This window comes from uncultured Sphingomonas sp. (assembly GCF_913774285.1).
GTDB lineage: Bacteria > Pseudomonadota > Alphaproteobacteria > Sphingomonadales > Sphingomonadaceae > Sphingomonas.
The window spans coordinates 1-19,350 of sequence record NZ_CAJYHX010000015.1 but is presented as its reverse complement, the minus strand read 5'-3'; the positions used below and the strand labels follow the sequence as shown (position 1 = coordinate 19,350).

Annotated in this window: 23 protein-coding genes; 11 read left to right on the top strand and 12 right to left on the bottom strand. The window is 67.9% G+C overall.

From position 1 onward, the window contains the following. Positions 1-18: 18 nt before the first annotated feature. On the top strand, positions 19-153 hold the full coding sequence (locus QZ670_RS06435; RefSeq protein ID WP_294253107.1) for a hypothetical protein: 135 nt from the start codon (positions 19-21) through the stop codon (positions 151-153). Here QZ670_RS06435 and QZ670_RS06430 read toward each other — a convergent pair. Continuing rightward, complete coding sequence (locus QZ670_RS06430) at positions 150-1,163, bottom strand: M48 family metallopeptidase (protein ID WP_294253105.1); 1,014 nt, start codon at positions 1,161-1,163, stop codon at positions 150-152. The genes QZ670_RS06435 and QZ670_RS06430 overlap by 4 nt on opposite strands. A 105-nt stretch (positions 1,164-1,268) precedes the next feature. Further along, the gene (locus QZ670_RS06425) at positions 1,269-2,165 is read right to left on the bottom strand and encodes a neutral zinc metallopeptidase (protein WP_294253103.1); all 897 of its coding nucleotides are present in this window, start codon (positions 2,163-2,165) and stop codon (positions 1,269-1,271) included. A gap of 135 nt (positions 2,166-2,300) precedes the next feature. Between QZ670_RS06425 and QZ670_RS06420 the strand changes: the two genes are divergently transcribed. Genes QZ670_RS06420 through QZ670_RS06405 form a run of 4 tightly spaced genes read left to right on the top strand, consistent with a single transcriptional unit; the run spans position 2,301 to position 6,251 of the window. Next, positions 2,301-3,452, top strand: coding sequence for a patatin-like phospholipase family protein (locus QZ670_RS06420; protein WP_294253101.1), 1,152 nt, complete (start codon positions 2,301-2,303; stop codon positions 3,450-3,452). A gap of 21 nt (positions 3,453-3,473) precedes the next feature. Further along, positions 3,474-4,259, top strand: coding sequence for a 3-hydroxybutyrate dehydrogenase (locus QZ670_RS06415; protein ID WP_294253300.1), 786 nt, complete (start codon positions 3,474-3,476; stop codon positions 4,257-4,259). Then, positions 4,256-4,882 (top strand): DUF4893 domain-containing protein, encoded by a 627-nt coding sequence (locus tag QZ670_RS06410; protein ID WP_294253100.1) that lies wholly within the window; start codon positions 4,256-4,258, stop codon positions 4,880-4,882. Before QZ670_RS06415 ends, QZ670_RS06410 begins: the two co-directional genes overlap by 4 nt. 52 nt (positions 4,883-4,934) lie before the next feature. Next, positions 4,935-6,251, top strand: a complete 1,317-nt coding sequence (locus QZ670_RS06405) for an amidohydrolase (protein WP_294253098.1) — start codon at positions 4,935-4,937, stop codon at positions 6,249-6,251. 149 nt (positions 6,252-6,400) lie between these two features. Here QZ670_RS06405 and QZ670_RS06400 read toward each other — a convergent pair whose 3' ends face one another. From QZ670_RS06400 to QZ670_RS06365, 8 genes are all read right to left on the bottom strand, one after another. Beyond that, the gene (locus tag QZ670_RS06400) at positions 6,401-7,069 is read right to left on the bottom strand and encodes a hypothetical protein (protein WP_294253096.1); all 669 of its coding nucleotides are present in this window, start codon (positions 7,067-7,069) and stop codon (positions 6,401-6,403) included. Between the two features lie 96 nt (positions 7,070-7,165). Continuing rightward, the gene (locus QZ670_RS06395; RefSeq protein WP_294253094.1) at positions 7,166-7,798 is read right to left on the bottom strand and encodes an SURF1 family protein; all 633 of its coding nucleotides are present in this window, start codon (positions 7,796-7,798) and stop codon (positions 7,166-7,168) included. Between the two features lies 1 nt (position 7,799). Beyond that, entirely contained in the window at positions 7,800-8,201 is a 402-nt protein-coding gene (locus QZ670_RS06390; protein ID WP_294253092.1) for a DUF983 domain-containing protein, read from the bottom strand. A gap of 1 nt (position 8,202) precedes the next feature. Then, positions 8,203-9,087 carry a cytochrome c oxidase subunit 3 gene (locus tag QZ670_RS06385; RefSeq protein WP_294253090.1) on the bottom strand — a complete coding sequence of 295 codons (885 nt, stop codon included), beginning with the start codon at positions 9,085-9,087 and terminating at the stop codon, positions 8,203-8,205. A 36-nt stretch (positions 9,088-9,123) separates the two neighbouring features. Next, the gene (locus tag QZ670_RS06380) at positions 9,124-9,663 is read right to left on the bottom strand and encodes a cytochrome c oxidase assembly protein (protein WP_294253088.1); all 540 of its coding nucleotides are present in this window, start codon (positions 9,661-9,663) and stop codon (positions 9,124-9,126) included. Continuing rightward, complete coding sequence (locus QZ670_RS06375; protein ID WP_294253311.1) at positions 9,660-9,830, bottom strand: hypothetical protein; 171 nt, start codon at positions 9,828-9,830, stop codon at positions 9,660-9,662. Before QZ670_RS06375 ends, QZ670_RS06380 begins: the two co-directional genes overlap by 4 nt. After that, positions 9,827-10,732 carry a heme o synthase gene (locus QZ670_RS06370; RefSeq protein ID WP_294253086.1) on the bottom strand — a complete coding sequence of 302 codons (906 nt, stop codon included), beginning with the start codon at positions 10,730-10,732 and terminating at the stop codon, positions 9,827-9,829. The genes QZ670_RS06375 and QZ670_RS06370 overlap by 4 nt, the downstream gene beginning before the upstream one ends. A 40-nt stretch (positions 10,733-10,772) precedes the next feature. Continuing rightward, entirely contained in the window at positions 10,773-11,057 is a 285-nt protein-coding gene (locus QZ670_RS06365) for a hypothetical protein (protein WP_294253084.1), read from the bottom strand. Between the two features lie 230 nt (positions 11,058-11,287). Here QZ670_RS06365 and QZ670_RS06360 point away from each other — a divergent pair, with 230 nt between their 5' ends. Beyond that, positions 11,288-13,369 carry a TonB-dependent siderophore receptor gene (locus QZ670_RS06360; RefSeq protein WP_294253082.1) on the top strand — a complete coding sequence of 694 codons (2,082 nt, stop codon included), beginning with the start codon at positions 11,288-11,290 and terminating at the stop codon, positions 13,367-13,369. Positions 13,370-13,401: 32 nt separating this feature from the next. After that, positions 13,402-13,659 (top strand): hypothetical protein, encoded by a 258-nt coding sequence (locus tag QZ670_RS06355; protein WP_294253080.1) that lies wholly within the window; start codon positions 13,402-13,404, stop codon positions 13,657-13,659. A gap of 93 nt (positions 13,660-13,752) precedes the next feature. On the opposite strand, the gene ctaD is transcribed toward QZ670_RS06355, so the two are convergent. Both ctaD and coxB read right to left on the bottom strand, forming a co-directional pair. Next, positions 13,753-15,417, bottom strand: coding sequence for a cytochrome c oxidase subunit I (gene ctaD, locus QZ670_RS06350; protein ID WP_294253078.1), 1,665 nt, complete (start codon positions 15,415-15,417; stop codon positions 13,753-13,755). Position 15,418: 1 nt separating this feature from the next. Continuing rightward, positions 15,419-16,576: a cytochrome c oxidase subunit II gene (coxB, locus tag QZ670_RS06345; RefSeq protein ID WP_294253076.1), complete on the bottom strand. Its 1,158-nt coding sequence runs from the start codon at positions 16,574-16,576 to the stop codon at positions 15,419-15,421. 208 nt (positions 16,577-16,784) lie between these two features. On the opposite strand from coxB, the gene pyrE reads away from it, so the two are divergent. The 4 genes from pyrE to lepB form a co-directional block, all read left to right on the top strand. Continuing rightward, on the top strand, positions 16,785-17,366 hold the full coding sequence (gene pyrE / locus QZ670_RS06340) for an orotate phosphoribosyltransferase (RefSeq protein WP_024310309.1): 582 nt from the start codon (positions 16,785-16,787) through the stop codon (positions 17,364-17,366). Further along, entirely contained in the window at positions 17,363-18,094 is a 732-nt protein-coding gene (locus QZ670_RS06335) for a pyridoxine 5'-phosphate synthase (protein ID WP_017980639.1), read from the top strand. The genes pyrE and QZ670_RS06335 overlap by 4 nt, the downstream gene beginning before the upstream one ends. 153 nt (positions 18,095-18,247) lie before the next feature. Beyond that, entirely contained in the window at positions 18,248-18,658 is a 411-nt protein-coding gene (acpS, locus tag QZ670_RS06330) for a holo-ACP synthase (protein WP_043061154.1), read from the top strand. After that, positions 18,655-19,350 (top strand): signal peptidase I (lepB, locus tag QZ670_RS06325; RefSeq protein ID WP_294253071.1); only part of this gene is annotated, 696 nt, incomplete at its 3' end. The genes acpS and lepB, both read left to right, overlap by 4 nt.

Genomic DNA, 19,350 nt, shown 5'->3' with positions numbered 1-19,350 from the left:
AAGGAGCACATAGGCGTCATGAGCAAAGTCGAGAAAGCCATCGCCCTGCCGGTCCGCCGGTTCGTTCCCAGCAGCCAGCTCGTCTTCGGCGCGGCCATTGCCGTGTCGGGCCTGTCGGTCCTCGCCGGCAAGCTGATCGGCGCGCTCGCCTAAGCGCCGGGCGCACCGCCGCACATGCTGCGGAGCGCCTGCCACTGTGTGGCGGTGAGCGCGGGGATGTAGCGCACGCCGGGATTGGCGCTCGCGCGGAAGGCGCGCTCCCGCGAGTCCGACAGCGGATGCGACGAAACATAGGTCAGCAGCTTGCCCGCGCTGGCCGGATCAGCGTCCTGCTTCCCCAGGCGGTCCAGCAGGGCGGCGGTGGGGAGGGGCGATACCTTGGCGAATTGCAGACGACCAATGGCATAGCCATCAGCGCCCGCCTCGGCCTTGTACGAATGGCGCGCATGGAGCAGGGCGCTGGTATAGCCGCCGACATTCCGCTCGAACCCGCCGAACAGCAGATCGAGCCCATAGTGGCGGATCAGCGACTCCATCCCGTCGCGATGCGCGACATGCCCCAGTTCATGCGCCAGGACGCCAGCGATCTCGTCCGGCGACTCTGCGCCCTGAACCAGCCCGTCGAACAATACCACCTCGCCGCCGGGAAAAGCCGCGGCGTTGATCATCGGCGCGCGAAGCACGCGGATGGTGACGTCGTCGTCTTGACGCAGGCGCGTGGCGAGTGCCTTGAGCGCCGCGTCTCCCTGCGGCGTCGAGCAGGCATAGGCGCCGAGGTTCGCGACCATGAGCCGCCCCATCCGCTGCTGTGTCGATTGCGGGATGAGCCGGGCGAGCAGCGGCGGCAGTTTCAGCGTGAGGCCGAGGGCGAGCAAGGCCAGCACCACCAGGGTCGCCCCGGCCCAGACCAGCCGGGCGTGGGAAAACCAGGGATGCCCACGCCTTGGCTTGGGCAGGCGGATGGCGATTTCGGCGGGGGGGAACTCAAGGAAGGTGATTCGCCAGCCGGGTCGCCCCTTCAGCTTAAAGGCGCGCTCGTGGTGCGAATGGCCTTCGGGGTCGAGATCGGCAAAGGCATAGGGGCCGGGGGCGGCGCCGTCGCCATCTAGGGTGAAATGGGTCCCGTCGGCGCTCGGTACCAGCGCCGGCATCCGTCGCTGCATGGTTCGGCCGTCATAATGCCAGACGCGTGTTTCCACTGGTCGGTCCCCCTTGGCCGCTACCCAATAGCGGCCAAGGGTTGCCGTCAAGTAACCATGTCGTCGTGGTCAAAGCGCGCTGTTGAAGGTATCGCACTGGCGGGGATCGCCGGTTTCCATGCCGCGCTTGAGCCATGCCATGCGCTGCGCCGAGGTGCCATGGGTGAAGCTGTCCGGCACCACGCTGCCCTGCGCCTCCTTCTGCAGCGTGTCGTCGCCGATTGCGTTCGCCGCAGTCATGCCTTCCTCGATGTCGCCCGGCTCCAGTCGATCGCGGTTGCGCGCGGCCCAGACGCCGGCATAGCAGTCCGCCTGCAGCTCGAGCTTGACCGACAGGCGGTTGCCTTCGGTCTTGGAGGCCCTGGCTTGGGCCTGCGAGACTTCGGTCGAAGTGCCGAGCAGGTCCTGGATATGGTGGCCCATTTCGTGCGCGATTACGTAATCGCGGGCGAAATCGCCCTTGGCGCCGAAGCGGTTCTGCAGCTCGTCGAAGAAGGCGGTATCGAGATACACGCCATCATCGCTCGGGCAGTAGAAGGGGCCGACCGCCGAGGTCGCCGCGCCGCAGCCGGTGTCGGCGCCGCCCTTGAAGAAGTTGATCGTCGCGGGGCGATAGTCGTTGCGACCCATCTCCTGGAAGATCTTGCCCCAGGTCTGGTCGGTGCTGGTCATCACGCGGCACGCCTCCAGCCGGCGCTCGTCGACGCGGCAGACCTGCTGCCCGGACTTGCCCGCGGTAGGCGACCGGCCCGCGCTGCCGCCGCCGCTCGATCCCAGCATGCCGCCGCCGCCGCCCATCGCGAACATCACCAGCGCGATGATGCCGATCAGCACGATGCCGCCGCAGCCCATGCCGCGGCCGAGAAACATTGGTAGCAGCCCCAGCAGCGGAAAGCCGCCGCCGCCACCGCCGCCCGAGCCAAGGTCGCGGGCATTGTCGGTCGGATCCAGATCGTCGAGCCGCATCGGGCCTCCCCTTTTGTTCGATTGCCGTCACAATGCTTCAGCCGCGCGTGCGTTGCACGCGCCTCTCACGGTGTTAGTCGCAACACTAACAGCGGTCATATTGCTCCGCAGCATGCTTTGGGTCAGACCCTGCGCATGGCTGATGCTGAGTCCCGCCCGCCCCGTCGTCGCCGTCATGCCGCACCCGGGATGCCGCTACCCGACACCGTCGCCTTGGTTTTGCAGGGAGGCGGCGCACTCGGCAGCTTCCAGGCAGGGGTGATCGAGGAGCTCGCCGCGGCCGAGATCGAGATCGATTGGGTGGCGGGCATCTCGATCGGCGCAGTCAACGCAGCGCTGTTCGCCGGCAACCCGCCCCAGCGGCGACTGGAGGCGATCCACGCCTTCTGGGACCAGGTAACCTCGGCGCTGCCCGAATTCCTGCCGTCGCTCAACGATCATGCGCGCGAGATCGCCCATGCCTGGTCGGCCGGCGCGGTGATGCTGGGCGGCGTGCCCGGCTTCTTCCGCCCGCGCCCGATCCCGCCGGTCTTCGCTACGCCGGGCACCCCCGAGGCGCTGAGCTTCTACGATACTACGCCGCTGCGCGAGACGCTGGACCGGCTGGTCGACTGGGACCTGCTCAACAACGGCCCGGTCCGCCTGTCGGTCGGCGCGGTCAACATCCAGAGCGGCAATTTCCGCTATTTCGATACGCGCGACGAACGCATCGACGCACGGCACATCATGGCCTCTGGTGCGTTGCCGCCGGGGCTGCCGCCGGTCGAGATCGACGGCTGCTGGTATTGGGACGGGGGACTCGTCTCCAACACCCCGCTCACCCATGTGCTCGATCGGCAGGAGGCCGAGATGCTCGTCTTCCAGGTCGATCTCTTCCCCGCCGCCAACGAGCTGCCGCGCACGATGACCGACGTGCTCGGCCGCGAGAAGGAAATCCGCTATTCCAGCCGCACCCGCGCCATTTCCGATGAGCGGCTGCGGCTGCGCAATGCGCGCGAGACCGTGCGGCGCCTGCTCGAGAAACTGCCGGACCATATCGCCGACGAGCCCGAGGTAAAGGCGGTGCGCGAGCTGGTGACCGAATACCCGGTCAACATCGTCCAGCTGATCTACCGCGCCAAGCTGTGGGAAGGCGATTCGCGCGACTACGAATTTTCCACCCGCACGATGCGCGAGCATTGGGAGGCCGGCCGCATCGCGGTGGCCAACACCATGGCGAATTCCCGCCTCATTGCGCAGAACATCCTTGACGGCGACACCGCCGCGTTCGACCTCACCCCCCGCTAAAAGATTCAAAGGAGTATGCCGATGTTCCTCAAGGGCAAGTCCGCGATCATCACCGGTTCCACCTCGGGCATCGGCCTGGCCTATGCCAAGGCGCTCGCCGCCGAGGGTGCGAACGTGCTGATCAACGGCTTCGGCGATGCCGCCGCCATCGAGAAGGAACGTGCCGCGCTGGCGGAGACCAGCGGCGGCAAGGCGCTGTACGACGCCGCCGACATGACCAAGCCCGATCAGATCGCGGCGATGGTGGCGCGCGCCGAGGCCGAGTTCGGCGCGGTCGACATCGCCATCGCCAATGCCGGCATCCAGCATGTCGCGCCGATCGACGAATTCCCGATCGACAAGTGGGATGCGATCCTCGCGATCAACCTCAGCTCGACCTTCCACCTGATGCGGGCGGCGATCCCGGGCATGAAGGCGCGCAAATGGGGCAGGATCATCTCCACCGCCAGCGCGCACAGCCTGGTCGCCAGCCCCAACAAGTCGGCCTATGTCACTGCCAAGCACGGGCTGGCCGGCCTCACCAAGACGGCGGCGCTGGAAGTGGCGACGCACGGCATCACGGTGAACTGCATCTCGCCGGGCTATGTCTGGACCCCGCTGGTCGAGAACCAGATTCCGGACACGATGAAGACGCGGAACATGACCCGCGATCAGGTGATCAACGACGTGCTGCTCGATGCGCAGCCGACCAAGCAGTTCGTGCTGCCCGAGCAGGTGGCGGCGCTGGTCGTGTTCCTGTGCCGCGACGAAGCGGCGCAGATCACCGGCTCGAACTATTCGATCGACGGCGGCTGGACCGCCGAATGATGCTGCGCACTCTGGTCGCCTTGGGTCTGGGCGCGGCGCTTGCGGGTTGCAACGCCTATCACGAGGCGACCTCGCCGGGGATGGACACGCGTCTCCCCTGGCGCCGGATCGCGACCGACGTCGATCGCACCAAGCTGCGCAACTGGCGCAAGGCGTGGAGCGAGGCGCTGCCGCTCGCCCGCGCTGCCGATGTGAAGCTGATCGAGGGCGATCCCGCGCTGTTCGATCCCGATCGGGCGCTGGACACGGCGATGCCGCCGGCCGGCGCCTATCGCTGCCGCACCTTCAAGCTGGGCGGCGGCGGCACGGCGGTGACCGCGATCGTCACCTATGACTGGCGGCCCTGCCCGATCACCGCGGATGGCGACCTGCGCCACTTCCGGATCGAGGGCGGTGTCCAGCGGCCCGACGGCAATTTCTTCCCCGACGTGACGGCCCGCGTGACCTTCCTCGGCACGCTGGAGGTGGGGGACGACAGCGCCCCCCTCCGCTACGGGCTCGACAACAAGCGCGACCTGATCGGCTATGGCGAGCGGATCGGCGAGCAGCGCTGGCGGCTGGTGCTGCCCTATCCGGCGTTCGAATCGAAGGTCGACGTGATCGAGATCGTGCCGGCGGTTTGACAGGCGAGCGGGCAGGCGTGACACTCGGGCCCATGATCGCAAAGGGGGCCCGATGTTCACGTCTTTCCTGTTGGCCGGGGCGATGAGCCTCGGCACGCCTGCCGCTGCGGCCGCCGCCGATCCGGTGCGTGACGCCACGGCCAAGGCGATGCCGCAGCTGATGGCGCTCTACCGGGACCTCCACGCCCATCCCGAACTCAGCCTGCACGAGGTGCAGACCGCCGCCAAGCTCGCCGCCGCCGCGCGGGAGGCGGGTTATGACGTGACCGAGAAGGTCGGCGGCACCGGCGTGGTCGCGGTGCTGCGTAACGGGCCGGGCCCGGTGGTGCTGATCCGTGCCGACATGGACGGGCTGCCGGTGGTCGAGAATACCGGACTGCCCTTCGCCTCCAAGGTTCGGGCGACGACGGACGAGGGGATCGAGAGTGGCGTGATGCACGCCTGTGGGCACGACACCCACATGGCGAGCTGGGTCGGCACGCTGCGCAACCTTGCGGCGATGAAGGATCGCTGGCACGGCAAGGTGGTGATGATCGCCCAGCCCGCCGAGGAGCGCGGGCGCGGCGCCAAGGCGATGCTCGACGACGGGCTGTTCACGCGCTTTCCGAAGCCCGGCTACGCCATCGCCTTCCACGACAGCGCCAGCCTGCCAGCCGGGCAGATCGGCGTCACGCCGGGCTATGCGCTGGCCAATGTCGATTCAGTCGACATCGTGGTGAAAGGGGTGGGCGGCCACGGCGCCTATCCGCACACCACGCGCGACCCGATCGTGCTCGCCGCGCGGATCGTCACCACGCTGCAGACGCTGGTCAGCCGCGAGATGGATCCGCAGCAGCCGGCGGTGGTGACGGTGGGCGCGATCCATGGCGGATCGAAGCACAACATCATCGGCAACGACGTGACCATGCTGCTCACCGTGCGCAGCTTCACCCCCGAATCGCGCCAGCTGCTGCTCGACGGCATCGCGCGCATCGCCAAGGGGGAGGCGATCGCGGCGGGGGTGCCGGAGGACCGGATGCCGGTGGTGTCGGTGAAGGACGAATTTACTCCCGCGACGTTCAACACCCAGCCGCTCGCCGGGCGGCTGCAGGGGCTGTTCACCGCGCGCTTCGGCAAGGAGCGGGTGGTGGAGACCAAGGCGGTCATGGGCGGCGAGGATTTCAGCCGCTATTGGCTCGCCGACAAGAGCATCCAGAGCACGATCTTCTGGGTGGGCGGCGTGCCCCAGGCCAAGTGGGACGCGGCGCAGGGCGGCAAGGCGATGCTGCCCTCGCTCCACAGCGCCGAATGGGCGCCCGATGCCGAGGCGGTGGTCAGCACCGCGACCGAGGCGCTGACCGCGGCCGCGCTGGATATTCTGAAGCGGTAAGGCGCTACCGAATCCTCCCCCGCCAGGGGGAGGTGGCGCCGAAGGCGACGGAGGGGGAGGATTCCCTGCCGTCGAGAAGGCCTGGCAGCCTCCCCCTCCGAGCCGCTGCGCGGCCCACCTCCCCCTGGCGGGGGAGGATTAATCCATGCTCAAAGCTTGCCGAACACCGCCTCGTAGCCCGCGGTGTCGCCCGCGGCGAGGAAGCGGGCCTGTTCGGTCCAGCGGTCGCGGGTCATGCGGCCCTGGAAGCTGCCCAGCTGCGCGTCGAGCGCCCTGGCGCTGGCCTCGTCTAGCGCGGCGAGCTGCGCGAAGCGGGTGATGCCGAGTTCGTTGAGCCGCGCCGCCAGCTTGGGGCCGACTCCCTTTAGCCGGGTGAGGTCGTCGCCACCCGTCGCAGGCGCGGCCGCGGCAGGCGCGGACTCGGCAGGTGCGGACTCGGCGGGTGTCGACGCGACAGGTGCTGGCTCGGCATTGGTGTCCGCAGCGAGCGCGGCCGAAGGGGCTGCGACCGGCGCGGCGGCCGCGATCGGCTCGTCGGCAAGGGGCTGGGGCTCAGGCGTGGGTGCCGGCGCTTCGGGTGCGCTGGGGATCTCCTGCGCCGGTTCGATTGGCTTGGCCGGATCGACGACCTCGAGTTCGCCGCGCTCGTCCAGCTCCTCGCGCGCCTTGCGGCGGCGGATCGCCAGGCGCGTCCCCCAGATCAGGATGAACACCGCCAGCGCCGCGCCTAGCGCGATGAGGACGAAGGAGGTGGTCAGCCAGCCGGTCTCGGCGGTCGCGGCGACCGCGCCATAGCCCTGGGAAACCTGATCGTTCATGCATGCCGCTCCGAGGTTCGCTTGCCTTGCCCCACCCTTAGCGTGCGGTGCGGCCGCGTCCACCCATCTGCGCGGCGGTACGGGAGGGGCAGGGGGTCAGCGGATTCGGGGGTCGGGCGCTCCCCGGGCGCGCAGGCGCAGCGCGAGCGCGTAGATGATGACCGCGACGCCGGCGAACAGAAACCATTGCACCGCATAGGCGAGGTGGTTGTTGGGCACGCTGGCGATGTCCGGCGGGGCGCTGGGCTGGAGCCCCGGCGCGCCCTGGTCCGAAACCAGCATCAGCGGCTGCGGCGCGGAATCGAAGACGCTTGCGATCAGCGGGCGATGATCGGGCGCCCGGGTGAGGGTGCCGCTCACCACCCCGCCAGGCCATTGCGGGCGGAACATCGGGTCGCGGGTCACCCCCATGTCGACCAGCAGCGTCGCGTCGGCATGGGTGCGACAGGTCGCGATCTGCCGCCAGCCCTGCAGCCCCTGCACCCCGCGACCACCCTGGCGCGCCCAGCCGGTCACGGCCTTGCACGCGCTACGGGCATGGCGGAACAGCAGCGAGGCGTCGGCGGCGCCGCTCTCGATCGTGATCGTCGGCTGCAGCGTGTTGGCGGCGAACATGGCGAGCGCCGCCTCCTTCTGCGTCTTCCGGTCGAGCTGCCAGAAACCGAGCGCAATCATCGCCGCCACCGCGAGGCCGACGAGCAGGGTGGGGATCGGTGGCACGCGGCGCATGTCAGTCCTCGGCGATCCGGCCCTGATGGGCCCGGTTGCGATATTCGAGCGCCAGCAGCAGCCCCTTGGCCACCCGCAGCGATCCCACCACCATCGCCAGCGTCACCGGCGGCCAGACCAGCAGATGGACCCAGAAGGGCGGGAAGAAGCTGAATTCCACCCACAAAGCCAGGATCGTCACCAGCGCGCCGATGCCGAGGGTCAGGAACACCACCGGCCCGTCGCCGACGTTGAACTTCGTGAAATCCAGCCCGCAGGCCGAGCAGCGTTCCGCAAAGGCGGTGAAGCTGCGGAACAGCGTCTTCGCGCCGCAGCGCGGACAGCAGCCATGGAGGCCGGATGCGATCGGGGGCGGCAACGCCGCGCTGCCGCCCCCTTCGGGATCGGGTGTGGTCCCGGTCACGTCAGCCGGCGTGGACCGGCGCGCCCCAACCGCCCCAGACATAGATCGACGCGAACAGGAACAGCCAGACGACGTCGACGAAGTGCCAGTACCAGGCCGCCGCCTCGAAGCCGAAATGCTGGCGGGGAGTGAAGTCGCCGCGATAGGCACGCACCAGGTTCACGATCAGGAAGATCGTGCCGACGATCACGTGGAAGCCGTGGAAGCCCGTCGCCATGAAGAAGGCGCCGCCATAGCTGGAGCCATGCTCGCTCGCCGCCTTGAAGGGGAAGGGGGCCTCCATATACTCGTAGGCTTGCAGGCAGCTGAAGGTGAAGCCGAGGATCACGGTGAGCCACAGGCCCTTCTTCACCGTATCGTTCTCGCCCACGCCGATCAGGCCCCAGATCCCGCGCAGTGCGCCGCCGCGCTCATTGTGGATCAGCCCGTGGTGCGCCCAGGTGACGGTGCAGCCCGAGCAGAGCAGGATCAGCGTGTTGAGCAACGGGAACTGCCAGGCGTCGAGCACTTCCATGCCCTTGGGCGGCCAGGTGCCGCCGACCGCCTCGACCGTGGAGGGGAAGAGGGAGAAGTCGAACCAGGCCCAGAACCAGCCGACGAAGAACATCACTTCGGAGGCGATGAACAGGATCATGCCATAGCGCAGATGGAGCTGGACGATCGGCGTGTGATCGCCGGCATGCGCTTCCTGGATCACCTTGCCCCACCAGCCGAACATGGTGAGCAGCACCAGCAGGAAGCCGGTGGTGAGCACCAAGGTCCCGTTGGGATATTTGTGCATCCACATCACGGCGCCCGAGGCGAGGACCAGCCCGCCCAGCGAGCCCAGCAGCGGCCAGATGCTCGGCGGCAGGATATGATACTGGTGGTTCTTTGCTCCAGCCATGGGCGTATCCCAATCCTCTCTCTATTTTGCGCGATGCTAGCTTGGTGTCTTCGGCGAATCCACTGGATAAAATGTATAGGACAAGGTGATCTCCTGGACGTCGCGCGCGTCGGGATCGTTCAGGATCTTCGGGTCGACGAAGAAGATCACCGGCATGCGGACGGTCTCGCCCGGCTGCAGCGTCTGCTGGGTGAAGCAGAAGCACTGGATCTTGGTGAAATATTTGCCGACCTGCGCGGGGGTGACGTTGAACGTCGCGGTGCCGGTGATCGGGTGATTGGACGTGTTGGTGGCAGTGAAGAACGCCATGTCGCGGCCGCCGATGTCGATCGTGTCGGATCGGCGCTCGGGCGCGAACTTCCACGGCAGCTTGGGGCTGACATTGCTGTCGAACGCCACCGTGATCTTCTGGCCCGTCGCGCCCGGCGCGCGTAAGCCCCGCTGGGTGGTGCCGTTGAGGCCGGTCGCCTCGCAGAAAATGCGGTAGAGCGGCACCGCGGCGAAGCCCAGCCCGGTCATGCCGCACACCAGCACGGCACCCATCAGGCCGACGCGCAGGTTGCGGCTGACTCTCATCCGCCGTGGCCCAGCTTCATCTTCACGATCGAGATCGCGAACACCAGCACCACGAACCCGCCGAGCAGCAGCGCCATTACCCGGGCGCGCGATCGCTGGCGCGCGCGGATCAGCTCCAGTTCCGATGCCGGCATCCGTATCACATCCTCTCCGCTGGAATCGTTCATCCGATCCACCTGTCGATCACGAGCGCACCGAATAGCACGAACAGATACAATATCGAGAATTTGAACAGCCGCTTTTCCGGGATCATACGGTCTTCCGGCTCGGTGCGGCGGGTGGCGACCTGGATCGCCATGGCGAGGAAGATGCCGGACATCACCGCGGCGGTGAGACCGTAGACCATGCCGCTCAGCCCCAGCGGCCAGGGCGCGGCGGCGGCGGCGATCATCGGCAGGGTGTAGAGGCCGATCTGGACGCGCGTCGTGCGCTCGCCGGCCACGACCGGCAGCATCGGCACCCCGGCATTGGCGTAATCGGTCTTCACGAACAGCGCGAGCGCCCAGAAATGCGGCGGCGTCCACAGGAAGATCAGCGCGAACAGCAGCAGCGGCAGCGTCGCGACATTGCCCGTCGCCGCCGCCCAGCCGATCAGCGGCGGGAAGGCGCCGGCCGCGCCGCCGATCACGATGTTCTGCGGCGTCCGGCGCTTGAGCCAGATCGTGTAGACGAACACGTAGAAGAGGATCGAGACGGCGAGGATCAGCGTCGCGACCAGGTTGATCGCCACATACATCAGCACCAGGCTGAACGCCGCGAGGCCCACGCCGAAATGCAGCGCCGACTGGCGGTCCATGCGGCCCGCAGGCAGCGGGCGGCCTTGCGTCCGCTTCATCTTGGCGTCGAGATCCGCCTCATACCACTGATTGAGCGCGCCGGCGGCACCGGCGCCCAGCGCGATGCACAGGATCGCGGTGAAGCCGAGCACCGGGTGGATCGGCACGGGGGCGGCAAGCATGCCGCACAGCCCGGTGAAGACGACCAGCGTCATCACCCGGGGCTTGGTGAGGGCAAGGAAATCGCGCCAATCGGCGGGCAGTGCGGGATTGGCGTTGGTCACGGACATCATCGTTCCCGATATACGGCGCTGCCCGCGCGGGCGAAAGAGGTCAGCCGAGCCGCTTGGCGTTAGCCCGCACCTTGCGGCGATAATGCCGCAGGGTCTTGCTCGCCTGCGCGTGCGGCGTGCTGCCCAGCCGACCGGTGGCGGCGGCGATCTGGAGCTCCCAGGCGGCCTGCATCTTCTCGGCGACCATGCGCTGCGCCTCGGCCGTGGCGCCGGGGCCGCCGGCGGCGAGTTTGGTCAGCCGCATCCCGATCACGGTCGATGCCTCGATGCCCAGCATCCAGCTGTCGAGGCCGATCTTCATCCAGTCGGCATAGGGGCTGCGCATCGACGTCTCCAAAAACTGCCGTATCCCAGACTGAACGCATCAGCGACGCGTGCGGGGGCGTCGCGCAGGATAGCGGATACAAGTTACCGAATCCGCTGATGCGCCGATCGCGCCGGCGAGGCCAGCCTATTCGCCCCCCGACCCGCCAGCGACACGCTGATGCTATTGCAACTGATTATTAACATGCGTATGCGCGCAGCCGATAAGAACATCCGTATCGGGGCGCATCCATGATCCAATCCTCTCTTCGCCGGCGCAGCATCGTGCTGGCCGCGCTGGCCAGCAGCGTCGCCCTGCCCGCGGCGGCGCAGACGGTGCAGGGGGAGGACGACATCCTCGTCACGGGTCGCGCGGCCAATGCGAGCATCCTCGGTGCCGACATACCCGCCTTCACCTATCCGCAATCGGTGCGCGTGCTAGATCGAGACCTGATCGACGCGGTAAACCCCACGCGACTCGGCGACCTGTTCGATCTCGCCGGCGGCGTCGCGCGGCAGAATGATTTCGGCGGCCTGTGGGACAAGGTGTCGATCCGCGGCTTTGCCGGCGACGAGAATGCCGGGCCGGACATCCGCATCAACCGCTTCAGCAGCAATTTCGGCTTCAACGCGCCGATTGACGCGGCGACGATCGAGCGAGTCGAGGTGCTCAAGGGCGCCACCGCGGCGCTGTCGGGGATCGGCGAGCCGGGCGGGGCTATCAACATCGTCACCAAGGCGCCGCTCGATCGCTTCCAGGGCAGCGCCGATCTGAGTGTGGGCAGCTGGAACAGCTGGCGGGCGAGCGCGGACGTGACGGGACCGCTGGCGGAGGGGCTCTCCGCGCGGCTGATCGGCGTGGCGGAGGGGCATGACAGCTTCCGCGACCATGTCGACGGCTCGCGTCGGCTGATCGCACCGTCGCTCGCCTGGGCGCCGGCAGCGGGGCTGCGGCTGCTGTACCAGGCCGAGTATATGCGCAACACCAGCGTGCTGGATCGCGGCATCGCCGCGGTCGGCGGCAATGCGCGGGCGATGGACCGCCGCACCTTTCTGGGCGAGCCGGGTGACGGGCACATCGTCCAGAACGGCTTCTGGCAGCAGGGCAGCCTGTTCGCCGATCTCTCCAGGGACGTCCGGCTCGAGTTCGGCGCGAGTCAGCGCGACGGATCGCTGCGCGGCTTCGGGACAATGGTCGATTTCGGCCCGCGTGGACTGCAGGCGGATGGGCGTACTGCGGGACGCGACCGGCGCTACCACGATTTCGCCTGGAACGACCTGTCGCTGCGCGCCGAGCTGGCCGCCAAGGTCATGCTGCTCGGCATGACCCATGATCTGCGCGTCGGTGCCGACCGGGTCCGCTATCACATGGATTTCGTAATGAACCGCGCCCGTGGCACCCCGGCCAAGCCGCTGCTGCCGATCGACCTGTTCGGCCCGGTCTATGCGACCACCGCCCTGCCGGTGCCGCCGCCCTTCGCCAGCCGTGACAGCCGCTTCCGCAGCGAGAGCGTCTATGCGCAGGACCTGATCGGGACGGGGCCGTTCACGCTGCTGCTCGGCGCGCGCTGGAACAGCTTCCGCGAGACGGTGATCAACCGGCTGACCAACCGCCGCTTCGAGACGGTCGACAAGGGCGTCACCCCGCGCGCGGCGCTGACCTGGCGGGCGAGCGACGCGATCGCGCTGTACGCCAGCTGGGGCGAATCGCTGCGGCTCAACCCGTCGGACGGGACGACCAGCTTCGACGGCGAGCGCAGCCAGTCGATCGAGGGCGGGGTGAAGTTCGCGCTGTTCGGCCAGCGGCTCACGGGCCAGGCGGCGCTGTTCGACATGATCAAGCGCAACGTGCTCAATCCCAACGCGATCGATCCGTTCGTGCGCACGCAGATCGGGCGGCAGCGCTCGCGCGGGGGCGAACTCGAGCTGAACTGGAAGGCGGCCAACGACCTGCTCGTCACCGGCACCTACACCCATCTCGATGCGAAGGTGCGCAACGATGCCAATGCGGCGCTGATCGGCACCTCGCTCAGCAATGTGCCGAGCGACATGGGCAGCCTGTTTGTCCAGAAGACACTGGGCCGGGTGGCGCTGGGCGGCGGGATGACGCATGTCGGCGCGCGGGCGGGGGATCCGTTCGGGACCAGCTATCGGCTGCCGGCCTACACGATCGCGCGGGCCAATCTGAGCGTTGCGGTGAACGACCATCTCACGCTGCGGGCGGACGTCGATAACCTGTTCGAAGCCTATTACATCGCCAGTTCCTACGCGAATGTGTGGACGATGCCGGGCGCACCCCGCAGCTTCCGGGTGACGGCGTCGACGCGGTTCTAGCGCCCGAAGCGCTGACCCCGTAGCGAGAAACGATGACGACAAGCGTGTTCCAGTTTCAGCCCGAATGGAAGGAACGGCTGGTGGTGACCGGCCCCGGCGGCGCCTTCGAGCTCGATCTGCCGATGGGCGTCCTGTCCGCCAATCTGCCGAGTGCGGCGGCATGGGCGGAAACGGCACCGGACTGGGCGCGGGACCTCTGGCCGGTGCTCCACGAGGAACTCACCCAATGGTGCCTCGCTCATGGTGCCGATCTGTATGTGAGCCACTCGCACGGGGTGCGCTGGCTGTGACGGCAGCGCCGCGAGACCTGGGATAACCGACGACGGGCATGAAAAAAGCCCCGGAGGTCTCCCCCGGGGCTTTGTCGTTCGGCTGCGGCCGGATCAGTCGATCTTGGGCAGCGTCTCGAACTGGTGGAAGGGCGGGGGGCTCGACAGCGTCCATTCGAGCGTGGTCGCGCCTTCGCCCCAGGGATTGGCTTCCGCCTTCTTCCCCGCGAGCAGCGAGTAGATCACGTTGACGAAGAACACTGCCATGCCCGCCGCCATGATCATGTATCCGACCGTCGCGGTGTGGTTCCAGTAGGCATACTGGTCCGTATAGTCGGGGATGCGGCGCGGCATGCCCTGGAGCCCGAGGAAGTGCATCGGGAAGAACAGCAGGTTCACGCCGGCGAAGAACACCCAGAAGTGGATCTGGCCGAGCAGCTCGCTGTACATCTTGCCCGTCATCTTCGGGAACCAGTAGTAGAAGCCCGCGAACAGGCTGAACACCGCGCCCAGCGACAGCACATAGTGGAAGTGGGCGACGACGTAATAGGTGTCCTGCATATAGTCGTCGACGCCGCCATTGGCGAGGACGACGCCGGTCACGCCGCCGACGGTGAACATGAAGATGAAGCCGATCGCCCAGACCATCGGGGTCTTGAAGCTGATCGAGCCGCCCCACATCGTCGCGATCCAGGAGAAGATCTTCACGCCGGTCGGCACCGCGATCACCATGGTGGCGGCGGTGAAGTACATCTTCACCTGCACCGGCAGGCCGGTGGTGAACATGTGGTGCGCCCAGACGACGAAGCCGACCAGGCCGATCGCCACCATCGCATAGGCCATGCCGAGATAGCCGAACACCGGCTTGCGGCTGAACGTCGCGATGATGTGGCTGATGATGCCGAAGCCCGGCAGGATCATGATGTAGACTTCGGGGTGGCCGAAGAACCAGAACAGGTGCTGGTAGAGCACCGGGTCACCGCCGTACTGCGGGTCGTAGAAGGCGGTGCCGAAGTTGCGATCGGTGATCAGCATGGTGATCGCCGCGGCGAGCACCGGCAGCGCGAGCAGCAGCAGGAAGGCGGTGACCAGCACCGACCAGGCGAACAGCGGCATCTTGTGCAGCGTCATGCCCGGCGCGCGCATGTTGAAGATCGTCGTGATGAAGTTGATCGCGCCGAGGATCGACGCCGCGCCCGCGAGGTGGAGCGAGAAGATCGCGAAATCGACCGAGGGCCCCGGCTCGCCATAGGTGGAAAGCGGCGCATAGACCGTCCAGCCCGTGCCCGCGCCGACACCGACGAAGGGCGAGAGCATCAGCAGCACGAAGCCCGCCACGGTCAGCCAGAACGAGATGTTGTTCATCCGCGGGAAGGCCATGTCCGGCGCGCCGATCATGATCGGCACGAACCAGTTGCCGAAGCCGCCGATCATCGCCGGCATCACCATGAAGAACACCATGATCAGGCCGTGCGCGGTGATCAGCACGTTCCAGAGATGGAGCGCATGGTCGAGGCCGCCGTCGCCGCCGGGCAGGAAGTTCGCCCAGCCGACCAGATACTGGATGCCCGGCTGCGCGAGCTCGGCGCGCATCAGGCCGGAAATCGCGCCGCCGATGATCCCCGCGACGATCGCGAAGATCAGGTACAGCGTGCCGATGTCCTTGTGGTTGGTCGACATAAACCAGCGGGCGAAGAAGCCCGGCTTGTGGTCCGCGTCGTGGTGCGCGTGATCGCCGTGCGCGACGAAGGCGTTGGGGTGGAGGGCGGTATCGGTCATCTTACTGTCCCGCGTTGCCGGTGGCCGGGTTGCCGGTCGCACCCTGCGAGGTGGTGGGGGCGGCGGTCGTCGCGTTGGTGACCGGGCCGGTGACGGCGTCGGCTGCCTTGGCTTCCGCCTGCTTGGTCGCCGAACCCTCGGCGCCCGGCTGCGGGATCACCTTGTCCGACGGCGCCTTGGTGCCGGGCATCGTGCCGCCCTTGGCCTTCACCCACGCGGCGAACTGCGCGGGCGACACCGCCTCGACGGCGATCGGCATGAAGGCGTGGCGCGCGCCGCACAATTCGGAACACTGGCCGAAGTACAGGCCGGGTTCCTTGATCGTGAAGCTCGTCTCGTTGAGGCGGCCGGGCACCGCGTCCAGCTTGATCCAGAAGGCGGGGACCGCCCAGCTGTGGATCACGTCCTGCGAGGTGGTGATCAGGCGGATCGGCACGCCGACCGGCAGCACGATGCGATTGTCGACCGCGAGCAGGCGGGGACCGTCGGCGTCGGTGCGGAACCGCTCGCCCTTGGCGACCTGGTCCTTTTCCTTGAGCATGTTGGCGGTGACTTCGAACCCGCCGTTATCCGGGTACTGATACGACCAATACCATTGGTTGCCGATCGCCTTCAGCGTCACCGCGCCCGCCGGAGCCGGCTTGAACTGCGCCTGCAGCAGACCGATCGAGGGCACGGCGATCAGCACCAGGATGATGACCGGCGCCAGCGTCCAGATCACCTCGATCGCGGTGTTGTGGCTGGTCTTCGACGGGATCGGATTGGCGGCGCGGCGATAGCGGATCACGACCCAGATCAGCAGCAGCAGCACCAGCACGCTGATCGCGACGATCAGCGGCAGCAGGATCGAATCGTGGAACCAGTGGGCGAACTGCCCATTGGTCGTCACCTGCGGCTGCAGCCCGATGCGGCCGGCGACCGGGTGGCCGACGCCGGGCTTGGCGGTCATCACCGGCGCGCCGTCCATCGCGAGCGCAGGCGATTCCGGCGCCGCAGGCGCGGTCGCGTTGGCGGTGGTGGGGGCGATATTGGACACGCCCGCGGGGGCGGCGGCCCCTTGCGGAGCGGGCGACGCGGGGGCCTGCGCCACGGCGCTCGCCCCCAGGCCGGTCAGCGCCAGCCCTGCGGCCAGCACGATTCCCTTGAACCTCATGCGCATGCGTGTCGTCACCCCGTTCAGTTCCCTCGCCCGCCCGGCAACGGGCCGTTATGGGCACACGAATGCACCCCTTTTGCCACGGCTATACGCGGCAGGGCGCCCCGCCTCAAGCGTTACCCCCATGTTTATGGTGGCCGGGCGCTTGAGGGGGCGGGACGGAGTACCTATGAGCGCCGACGATACGGTTTCCTGTGCGGGACGAATGACGATGACCGACGACGACGTGCTGGCCGAATTCCGCGCCGCGGACGCGCTGCTCGAAGGGCATTTCATCCTGTCGTCGGGCCTGCGCAGCTCGCGCTACCTGCAATGCGCGCGCGTGCTGATGGACCCGCGCCGCGGCGCTCGCCTGTCCGACGCACTGGTGCAGCGTATTCCCGCCGAACTGAAGGCGCGGATCAGCGCAGTCGTCAGCCCCGCGATGGGCGGCGTGATCGCGGGCCATGAGATGGCACGTGCGCTGGGCGTCGAGGCGATGTTCGTCGAGCGTCCCACCGGCACGTTCGAACTGCGCCGCGGCTTCCGCCTGGAGCCGGGCCAGGAGGTGCTGATGATGGAAGACGTCGTCACCACGGGCCTGTCGAGCCGCGAGGCGATCGCCGCGATCGAGGCGGCGGGCGGGCGCGTGATCGCCATGGCTTCGCTGGTCGACCGGTCGGGCGGCAAGGCGGCGTTCGACGTGCCCTTCTTCCCGCTGATCCGGCTCGACGTGCCGACCTACCAGCCCGACGCCTTGCCGCCCGAACTGGAAGCGATCCCCGCGATCAAGCCGGGGAGCCGGGCGGCATGACCGGGCATCTACGGCTGGGCGTCAACATCGATCACGTCGCGACGGTGCGCAACGCGCGCGGGTCGGGGTATCCCGATCCGGTGCGGGCGGCGCTGCTGGCGGTCGAGGCGGGGGCGGACGGCATCACCGCGCATCTGCGCGAGGATCGCCGCCACATCACCGATGACGATATCGCGCGGCTGGCGACCGGCCTGACCGTGCCGCTCAATCTGGAGATGGCGGCGACCGACGAGATGCTCGCGATCGCGCTGAAGCATCGCCCGCACGCGGCGTGCATCGTCCCCGAGAAGCGCGAGGAGCGGACGACCGAGGGCGGGATCGACGCGGCGGGGCAGTTCGAGCGCCTGTCGCCCATCGTCGCGCAATTGCGCGAGGCGGGGGTGCGCGTCTCGCTGTTCATCGAGCCCGATGCGGCGCAGATCGATGCGGCGATCCGCCTCGGCGCGCCGGTCGTCGAGCTGCACACCGGCCGCTACGCCGAATTGGACGGCGAAGCGCGCACCGCCGAACTGCGCCGCCTGTCCGACGCCGCGGCGCTGGCGGCCAAGAACGGGATCGAGGTGCATGCGGGTCACGGCCTGACCTTCGACAATGTCGGGCCGATCGCCGCCATCCCGCAGGTGCGCGAGCTGAACATCGGCCATTTCCTGATCGGCGAGGCGCTGTTCGTCGGCCTCGACGGCGCCGTGCGGCGGATGCGCGAGGACATGGATGCCGCGCGTGGATGAGGGTAGCAACTCCTCCCTCGCGTTAGCGGTGGAGGGGGGCCATACGCAGCATGGTGGAGGGGGGGCGCCGTGGAACGGCGGCTGCGCCGCCGCCCCCTCCACCACTCGCCTGCGGCGAGCGGTCCCCCTCCCCCGCTGCGCGGGGGCGGACTTGTGATCGTCGGCCTGGGTTCGGACCTGTGCAATATCGAGCGGATCCAGCAGTCGCTCGACCGGTTCGGGGATCGCTTCGAAACCCGCGTCTTCACCGATGCCGAGCGCGCGCGCGCCGCGAAGCGGCCGTTCACCAAGGCCGGCACGCTCGCCAAGCGCTTCGCCGCCAAGGAGGCGTTTTCGAAGGCGGTCGGCACGGGCTTTAAGGCAGGCGTGTTCATGAAGGACATCGGCGTCGTCAACGCCCCCTCCGGCGCCCCGACGCTCAGCCTGACAGGCGGTGCGAAGGACAGGCTTGACGCCATGATCCCCGAGGGCCACCTCGCGCAGGTACATCTGACCCTGACCGACGATCATCCCTGGGCGCAGGCCTTTGTGATCATCGAGGCGATCCCGGACCCCAGAGCATGAAGGAAGCGGTGTTGGACGGTAACGAGTCCGCTCAGAACGGGACGGTAGCGCCGCCGCCTGCCGAGGCGTCGCCCAAGAAGACGACAGACTGGTGGGGCGAGGTGAAGGGCATCTTCTGGCTCGTCCTGATCGTGCTCGGTTTCCACAGCTTCGTCGCCAAGCCTTTCTATATCCCGAGCGAGTCGATGCTGCCGGGGTTGCGCGTCGGCGACCGGCTGGTGGTGTCGAAATTCGCTTATGGCTGGTCGTTCGTCTCGCCGACGATCCCCAACCCGGTCGCGATCTTCAAGGGGCTGGTGCTGCGCCGGCCTGAGGAAAGCTGGAGCGTCGGCCTGCCGTTCATCCACGGCCGCCTGTTCGGCAGCCTGCCGACGCGCGGCGATGTCGTCATCGTGACGCCGCCGGGCACGCAGAACGATTACATCAAGCGCGTCATCGGCCTGCCCGGCGATACGCTGGCGGTGCGTGGCGGCACGGTGATCCTGAACGGCAAGCCGATCAAACGCGGGCCGCTCCACTATGTCGACATCCCGGTCGACACCAACAGTCCGTGCGGCGAAACCGATTATTACGGTGCCAAGCGCCCGGCGCCGGGGGGCAAGGGCGAGGTATGCCACCTGCCGATCGTCACCGAGACGCTGCCGAACGGCCGCCATTACGACACGGTCGATCTGGAACCCGACAGCCCCGGC

What these genes read in the sequence shown, in the direction of transcription:
- QZ670_RS06435 (WP_294253107.1), top strand. Translation starts at nt 19, where the DNA reads ATGAGCAAAGTCGAGAAAGCCATCGCCCTGCCGGTCCGCCGGTTCGTT.
- QZ670_RS06430 (WP_294253105.1), bottom strand. Translation starts at nt 1,163, where the DNA reads ATGCAGCGACGGATGCCGGCGCTGGTACCGAGCGCCGACGGGACCCAT.
- QZ670_RS06425 (WP_294253103.1), bottom strand. Translation starts at nt 2,165, where the DNA reads ATGCGGCTCGACGATCTGGATCCGACCGACAATGCCCGCGACCTTGGC.
- QZ670_RS06420 (WP_294253101.1), top strand. Translation starts at nt 2,301, where the DNA reads ATGGCTGATGCTGAGTCCCGCCCGCCCCGTCGTCGCCGTCATGCCGCA.
- QZ670_RS06415 (WP_294253300.1), top strand. Translation starts at nt 3,474, where the DNA reads ATGTTCCTCAAGGGCAAGTCCGCGATCATCACCGGTTCCACCTCGGGC.
- QZ670_RS06410 (WP_294253100.1), top strand. Translation starts at nt 4,256, where the DNA reads ATGATGCTGCGCACTCTGGTCGCCTTGGGTCTGGGCGCGGCGCTTGCG.
- QZ670_RS06405 (WP_294253098.1), top strand. Translation starts at nt 4,935, where the DNA reads ATGTTCACGTCTTTCCTGTTGGCCGGGGCGATGAGCCTCGGCACGCCT.
- QZ670_RS06400 (WP_294253096.1), bottom strand. Translation starts at nt 7,069, where the DNA reads ATGAACGATCAGGTTTCCCAGGGCTATGGCGCGGTCGCCGCGACCGCC.
- QZ670_RS06395 (WP_294253094.1), bottom strand. Translation starts at nt 7,798, where the DNA reads ATGCGCCGCGTGCCACCGATCCCCACCCTGCTCGTCGGCCTCGCGGTG.
- QZ670_RS06385 (WP_294253090.1), bottom strand. Translation starts at nt 9,087, where the DNA reads ATGGCTGGAGCAAAGAACCACCAGTATCATATCCTGCCGCCGAGCATC.
- QZ670_RS06380 (WP_294253088.1), bottom strand. Translation starts at nt 9,663, where the DNA reads ATGAGAGTCAGCCGCAACCTGCGCGTCGGCCTGATGGGTGCCGTGCTG.
- QZ670_RS06375 (WP_294253311.1), bottom strand. Translation starts at nt 9,830, where the DNA reads ATGAACGATTCCAGCGGAGAGGATGTGATACGGATGCCGGCATCGGAA.
- QZ670_RS06370 (WP_294253086.1), bottom strand. Translation starts at nt 10,732, where the DNA reads ATGATGTCCGTGACCAACGCCAATCCCGCACTGCCCGCCGATTGGCGC.
- QZ670_RS06365 (WP_294253084.1), bottom strand. Translation starts at nt 11,057, where the DNA reads ATGCGCAGCCCCTATGCCGACTGGATGAAGATCGGCCTCGACAGCTGG.
- QZ670_RS06360 (WP_294253082.1), top strand. Translation starts at nt 11,288, where the DNA reads ATGATCCAATCCTCTCTTCGCCGGCGCAGCATCGTGCTGGCCGCGCTG.
- QZ670_RS06355 (WP_294253080.1), top strand. Translation starts at nt 13,402, where the DNA reads ATGACGACAAGCGTGTTCCAGTTTCAGCCCGAATGGAAGGAACGGCTG.
- ctaD (WP_294253078.1), bottom strand. Translation starts at nt 15,417, where the DNA reads ATGACCGATACCGCCCTCCACCCCAACGCCTTCGTCGCGCACGGCGAT.
- coxB (WP_294253076.1), bottom strand. Translation starts at nt 16,576, where the DNA reads ATGCGCATGAGGTTCAAGGGAATCGTGCTGGCCGCAGGGCTGGCGCTG.
- pyrE (WP_024310309.1), top strand. Translation starts at nt 16,785, where the DNA reads ATGACCGACGACGACGTGCTGGCCGAATTCCGCGCCGCGGACGCGCTG.
- QZ670_RS06335 (WP_017980639.1), top strand. Translation starts at nt 17,363, where the DNA reads ATGACCGGGCATCTACGGCTGGGCGTCAACATCGATCACGTCGCGACG.